General features: G+C 74.6%; 4 protein-coding genes. 1 reads left to right on the forward strand and 3 read right to left on the reverse strand.

Annotation, left to right across the window (positions count from 1 at the left end):
• Positions 1-101 precede the first annotated feature (101 nt).
• The 3 genes from AOK18_RS25070 to AOK18_RS25080 form a co-directional block, all read right to left on the reverse strand.
• Entirely contained in the window at positions 102-722 is a 621-nt protein-coding gene (locus tag AOK18_RS25070) for a methylated-DNA--[protein]-cysteine S-methyltransferase (protein WP_079105163.1), read from the reverse strand.
• A 61-nt stretch (positions 723-783) separates the two neighbouring features.
• Complete coding sequence (locus tag AOK18_RS25075; protein ID WP_276205370.1) at positions 784-2,304, reverse strand: AlkA N-terminal domain-containing protein; 1,521 nt, start codon at positions 2,302-2,304, stop codon at positions 784-786.
• A 210-nt stretch (positions 2,305-2,514) separates the two neighbouring features.
• Positions 2,515-4,053, reverse strand: coding sequence for a purine-cytosine permease family protein (locus tag AOK18_RS25080; RefSeq protein ID WP_055572655.1), 1,539 nt, complete (start codon positions 4,051-4,053; stop codon positions 2,515-2,517).
• A 100-nt stretch (positions 4,054-4,153) separates the two neighbouring features.
• On the opposite strand from AOK18_RS25080, the gene AOK18_RS25085 reads away from it, so the two are divergent.
• Positions 4,154-5,455 (forward strand): PucR family transcriptional regulator (locus AOK18_RS25085; protein WP_055695802.1); only part of this gene is annotated, 1,302 nt, incomplete at its 3' end.

The raw sequence follows: 5,455 nt of genomic DNA on the forward strand, positions 1-5,455 counted from the left end.
CCTCACCGGGTACGGGGGGGGCCTGGAGCGCAAGCGGCGGCTGCTGGACCACGGGCGGGACCGGCCGGCGCTGTTCCCGCAGGTCCCGCCCTCCGGCTCCGTCAGGGGCCCTCGTACAGGTGCGGCGGGGGCGGCGGGTACCGCCTCCGGAGCGAAGCCGCCCCCGCCGCACCGGTACGAGGGCCCCTGACGGAGCCGGAGGGCGGGACCTGCGGGAACAGGGCCGGCAGGTCCCGCTCGTGGTCCAGCAGCCGCCGCTTGCGCTCCAGGCCCCCTCCGTACCCGGTGAGGCCGCCGCTCGCGCCGACGACCCGGTGGCAGGGGATGACGATGCCGATCGGGTTGCGCCCGTTGGCCAGCCCGACGGCCCGGGACGCCTTCGGGCTGCCGAGGGCCGCGGCGAGTTCGCCGTACGTGCGGGTCTCTCCGTAGGGGATGCCCCTCAGCAGATCCCAGACGCGGCGCTGGAACGGGGTGCCGTGCGGGCGCAGCTCCAGCGTGAATTCCTTCAGCCCGCCCGCGAAGTAGGCCTCCAGTTGCTCCCCGGCCTCGGCGAAGGCCCTCGCGGCGGGTGCGGCGGAGCCGGGGTCGGCACGGTCGCCGAAGGTCTCCTGCGCAGGACGGTGACGCTGGTCGGTCATGTAGAGCCCGCACAGGACGCCGTCGTCGGCGACGAGCGTCAGCGGGCCGTACGGGCTGTCGATCACGGTGTGCCGCTTCATCCGGTTCATCCGCTCCATCCGTTCCGTCGGTCTCGTCGGCCTCGTCGGCTCTCGTGCGTCCTCATGCCGGCAGGACGTTGATCGGGTGGTCGTCCGTGGCCCACAGGTACTGCACCGCGTACGCCCGCCAGGGCCGCCAGGCCGCCGCACGCGCGGTGAGCGCGGCGGGGGTGGAGGGCAGGCCGAGCCCCCGGGCGGCGCGGCGGATGCCCAGGTCGGTGGGGAGGAAGGCGTCGGGGTCGCCGAGGGCGCGCAGGGCGATGACGTCGGCGGTCCAGGGGCCGAAACCCGGGAGGGCGAGGAGCTTCGCGCGGGTCTCGGGCCAGTCGCTCCCGACGCCCAGGCGCAGATCGCCGTCCACGAGGGCCCGCACCAGGGTGGTGAGGGTGGCGCGGCGGGCGCGGGGCAGCGCCAGGGTCTCGGGGTCCAGGCCGGCGAGTGCCTCGGGCGACGGGAAGAGGTGGGTGAGGCCGCCGCCCGGGTCCGGGTCGTCCACCGGTTCGCCGTGCGCGGTGACCAGGCGGGCCGCGTGGGTGCGGGCGGCGGCGGTGGAGACCTGCTGTCCGAGCACGGCCCGGACGGCGAACTCCGCCTCGTCGACCGTACGCGGGACCCGGCGTCCGGGCGCCTTGTCCACCAGGGGCGCGAGGAGGGGGTCGGCGCGCAGCCGGTCGTCGACGGCCACCGGATCGGCGTCCAGGTCGAGCAGGCGGCGGCAGCGGCTGATGGCGACGGTGAGGTCCCGCGGGTCGGTGAGGGTGAGGCGGCAGGCGACGTGGTCGGGCCGGGGGGCCAGCGCCACGAAGCCGTGCCCGTGCGGCAGCCGGAGGGTGCGCCGGTAAGCACCGTCCCGCCACTCCTCCACCCCGGGTACGGCGGTGGCGGCGAGGTGGCCGAAGAGGTTGTCGGGGGTGAGCGGGGCCCGGAACGGCAGGCGCAGCGACAGCGCGGCGGGGACGCCGGCGGTCCCTGTGGAGCCGGGGGTCCCGGCGGAACCGGGGGCCCGTCTCGGCGCGCGGGCGCGCAGTTCGCCCGGGGTCAGGGCGAAGACCTCGCGGACGGTGTCGTTGAAGGCGCGGACGGAGGAGAAGCCGGCGGCGAAGGCGACCTCCGCCATCGGCAGGGCGGTCGTCTCGATGAGCAGCCGCGCGGTCTGCGCGCGCTGGGCCCGCGCGAGGGCGAGGGGTCCCGCGCCCAGCTCGGCGAGCAGCTGGCGTTCCACCTGGCGGGTGCTGTAGCCGAGCCGGGCGGCGAGGCCGGGCACGCCCTCCCGGTCCACGGTCCCGTCGGCGATCAGCCGCATGGCGCGGGCCACGGCGTCGGCCCGCCGGTTCCACTCCGGCGAGCCGGGGCTGGTGTCGGGGCGGCACCGCTTGCAGGCCCGGAATCCCGCCTGCTGGCAGGCCGCCGCGCTCGGGTGGAAGACCATGTTCTCGGGTTTGGGCGGTACCACCGGGCAGCTGGGCCGGCAGTAGACGCCGGTGGTGAGGACGGCGGTGAAGAACCAGCCGTCGAACCGCTCGTCCTTGGACCGGACGGCGCGTACGCAGCGTTCGGTGTCGGTGTGCATCCCCTTCTGCATGGGTCCAGCATCGGGGACGGGGGCGGTCCCGGTCTCGCGGAAATCCGACATGACCCTCGGCCGGCCTGCGCCGTCCCGGTTCGCCGGGCCGCTCGTACGGCCGCCGCGGGCCCGCCGGTGCCGGCGGGCCCGTGGGGGTGCGGGTCCGCCCGTGGTCCGCGCCGCGGGGTCCGGCCGGGCGCCCCGGCACCGGGCGGCCGGGGCGGCAGGTCAGCCGACCGTGACCGGCTCCGCGGGGGCGGCCTCCCGCGGGTCGCCGCTGATCGGCAGGACCTCGGCGTCGGAGGCCCGGACGAAGCGGGGTCCCGCCGGTCCGTAGACCCCGCGCGGCTCGGGGAACAGCGTGAGCAGGACGAGGTAGAGCACCGCCGCGAGGACGAGGCCGACCGGCAGCGAGATGTCCATGCCGTCGGCCAGGTTTCCGAGCGGTCCGACGAACTGGCCGGGCAGGTTGGTGAACAGCAGCGCCACGGCGGCGGAGAGCAGCCAGGTGGCCAGGCCGCGCCAGTTCCAGCCGTGGGCGAACCAGTAGCGGCCCCCGGTGCGGCGCTGGTTGAAGACCTGGAGCGCCTGGGCGTCGTACCAGCCCCGGCGGGTGACGTAGCCGAGGATCATCACGACCATCCACGGTGCGGTGCAGGTGATGATCAGGGTGGCGAAGGTGGAGATCGACTGGGTGAGGTTCAGCGCGAAGCGGCCGACGAAGATGAACACGATCGACAGCACGCCGATGAGGACCGTCGCCTGGACGCGGGTGAAGCGGGTGAAGACGCTGCAGAGGTCCAGCCCGGTGCCGTACAGGGCGGTCGTGCCGGTGGACAGACCGCCGATCAGCGCGATGAGGCAGAGCGGCAGGAAGTACCAGCCGGGGGAGATCGCGAGCAGGCCGCCGACGTAGTTGGGCGCGGCCGGGTCGACGTACTTCGCGGCCCGGGTCGCGATGATCGAAGCGGTGGCGAGACCGAAGACGAACGGCAGCAGGGTGGCGACCTGGGCCAGGAACGCCGCGCCCATCACCCGGCGGCGGGGCGTCGCGGCCGGGATGTAGCGGGACCAGTCGCCGAGGAACGCGCCGAAGGAGACCGGGTTGGAGAGCACGATCAGCGCGGAGCCGATGAAGGACGGCCAGAACAGCGGGTCGGCGCTCGAGGCGAAACTGCCCGCGTAGCCGGGGTCGAAGTCGCCGGCGAAGGCGAAGGCGCCCAGCACGAACAGGGCCGACGCCGCCACCACGGCGATCTTGTTCACCAGCAGCATGAAGCGGAAGCCGTAGACGCAGACCACGAGCACGAGGGCGGCGAAGACCGCGTACGCCACGCTGTACGACAGGGTCGACTCGGGGAGCCCCACCAGCCGGTGCGCGCCGCCGACGAGGGCGTCGCCCGAGGACCACACCGAGATCGAGAAGAAGGCGATCGCGGTCAGCAGCGAGAGGAACGAGCCGACGACCCTGCCGTGCACCCCCAGGTGGGCGGAGGAGGAGACGGAGTTGCTGGTGCCGTTGGTGGGGCCGAAGAGCGCCATCGGCGCGAGCAGCAGGGCGCCCGCGACCAGGCCGAGCGCGGTCGCCGCGAGCCCCTGCCAGAAGGAGAGGCCGAACAGGATCGGGAAGGCGCCCAGCACACAGGTCGCGAAGGTGTTGGCGCCGCCGAAGGCGAGCCGGAACAGGTCGAGCGGACGGGCCGTGCGGTCCTCGTCCGGGATCTGCTCGACACCATGAGTCTCGATGTCGGTGACCGAGGTCGCCATGGGCTCTCACCTGCCGTTCATACCGGGGACGGCTCCACAGTCTGGGTCCGTCCCCGGCCATCCACAATTGTGTCAGTCACAGAGAGATAGCCTGGTTCCTGTGGCTGACGACAAACTGACCGTCGAGGATCTGCTGTCCTTCCCCGCCCTGCAGCTCTCGGTGAAGGCCGGGAGCGGCGGCCTCGGCCGCTCCGTGTCCTGGGCGCACGCAAGCGAGTTGGACGATCCGACCCCCTGGCTGCTGGGGTCCGAGGTCCTCATGACCACGGGGCTCGCGATCCCCCGCACGGCGGCCGGCCAGCGCCGCTATCTGGAGCGGCTGGACGACGCCGGGGTCTCCGCACTGGCCCTGTCCGCCCAGTTGCGGGTGCCCCCGCTGCACGACGCGTTCTTCCGGGCGGCGGAGGAGCGGGGCTTCCCGGTGCTGGAGGTGCCGCTCGCCGTCCCGTTCATCGCGGTCTCCCAGGAGGTCGCGGCGGCGGTGCAGGAGGACGCCCGGCACCGGCTGGGGGCGCAGCTGCAGGTCTTCGGCGCGCTGCGCTGGATGGTCGCCGAGGACCTCGACACCCCGACCCTCCTGCGGCGCCTCGAACGATTGTCCGGGTACGACGTGTACCTCTGCACCCCGCAGGGCCGTCCCCTGCTGCCGGGGGTGCCCACGCCCGGTCCGGGGGTGCTGCCCGCCTCAGTGGACGCCGCGCCGACCGTCCCCGGCGGTTTCGTCCTGCCGGTGCCGGCGCCCGGCGGCCCGGCGGGCTTCCTGGTGGCGTACGAGCGGCAGGGCGCCCAGCCGGCCGGCCTCGCGGTCGTCCAGCACATCGCGACGGTGGCGGCGCTGCGGGTGGCGACGGTGCGCAGCGAACGCGAGACGCTGCGCCGCGAGGGCGCCGAGACGCTGGCGGAACTGCTCCAGGAGGTGCTCGATCCGGAGGCCGCCCGCCGCAGGCTGGCCCGGCACTCCATCGAGGGCGACACCGTCCTGATCGTGGTCCGGCGCGCCCCCGACGAGGCGCTGCTGGCCTGCCTGGAGGACCGCCCCCACCTGCTGCTGACCTGGGGCGAGGACCGGTACGTCCTCGGGGCGCCGGACCTGGCCGACGCGATCGGCGCGCTGCCGGCCGTGACGGCCGGGATGAGCCGCCCCTTCCGGCCGGGCGCGGCCCTGAAGGTCGCCCAGCGCGAGGCCCTGTGGGCGGTCTCCAAGGCGGGCGAGTCGGGCCGTCCGCTGGTCCGCTACGGCGCCGACGCGACGGGGCGCTGGCTGCCGGACGACCCTGCGGTCCTGACCGCGCTGGTCGACCACGTGCTCGGCGAGGTGTTGCGCTACGACGCGGAGCACGGTTCCCAGCTGCTGGTCTCCGTGCGCACCTGGATGGAACGCGACCGCCGCACCGAGACCGCC

Source organism: Streptomyces prasinopilosus (assembly GCF_001419695.1).
GTDB classification, from domain to species: Bacteria; Actinomycetota; Actinomycetes; order Streptomycetales; family Streptomycetaceae; genus Streptomyces; species Streptomyces prasinopilosus.

What these genes read in the sequence shown, in the direction of transcription:
- AOK18_RS25070 (WP_079105163.1), bottom strand. Translation starts at nt 722, where the DNA reads ATGAAGCGGCACACCGTGATCGACAGCCCGTACGGCCCGCTGACGCTC.
- AOK18_RS25075 (WP_276205370.1), bottom strand. Translation starts at nt 2,304, where the DNA reads ATGCAGAAGGGGATGCACACCGACACCGAACGCTGCGTACGCGCCGTC.
- AOK18_RS25080 (WP_055572655.1), bottom strand. Translation starts at nt 4,053, where the DNA reads ATGGCGACCTCGGTCACCGACATCGAGACTCATGGTGTCGAGCAGATC.